Here is a 624-nt window from a genome sequence, read left to right as displayed (position 1 = left end):
GCCGTACTTGGCGAGGCGGAGCGGCATCAGGGACTCGACCGGGGCCTTGCGGCGCCAGGCGCGGCCGAAGCGGGAGCGGAGGCGGGCCTGGTAGACCAGGCGCTCCTGCTCCAGCTTGATCACCTGCTCGTAGGAGCGCAGCTCCCACAGCTTCATCCTGCGCCACAGCAGGAACGTCGGCACCGGCGACAGCATCCAGCGGGTGAGCCGGACGCCCTCCATGTGCTTGTCGGCGGTGATGTCGGCGATGCGTCCGATCGCGTGCCGGGCCGCCTCCACGGAGACCACGAACAGCACCGGGATCACGCCGTGCATGCCCACGCCGAGCGGATCGGGCCACGCCGCCGCGCCGTTGAACGCGATCGTCGCCGCCGTCAGCAGCCACGCCGTCTGCCGCAGCAGCGGGAACGGGATGCGGATCCAGGTCAGCAGCAGGTCCAGGGCCAGCAGGACGCAGATACCGGCGTCGATGCCGATCGGGAAGACGTAACTGAAGTTCCCGAAGCCCTTCTGCAGGGCAAGCTCACGGACGGCCGCGTACGAACCCGCGAAGCCGATTCCGGCGATGATCACGGCACCGAAGACGACCACGCCGATGAGAACCCGGTGCATCCGTGTCAGCTG

At 69.1% G+C, this 624-nt stretch carries 1 protein-coding gene; it reads right to left on the bottom strand.

What is annotated here, in order from left to right; genetic code table 11:
- Nucleotides 1–624 (bottom strand): DUF2637 domain-containing protein (locus KUM38_RS18795; protein WP_217130563.1); only part of this gene is annotated, 624 nt, incomplete at both ends.

It is taken from the genome of Streptomyces sp. AC558_RSS880, from assembly GCF_019049255.1.
In the GTDB taxonomy this organism is placed as follows: domain Bacteria; phylum Actinomycetota; class Actinomycetes; order Streptomycetales; family Streptomycetaceae; genus Streptomyces.
The sequence above is the reverse complement of the archived record's forward strand: the minus strand, read 5'-3'. Positions and strand labels throughout refer to the sequence as shown.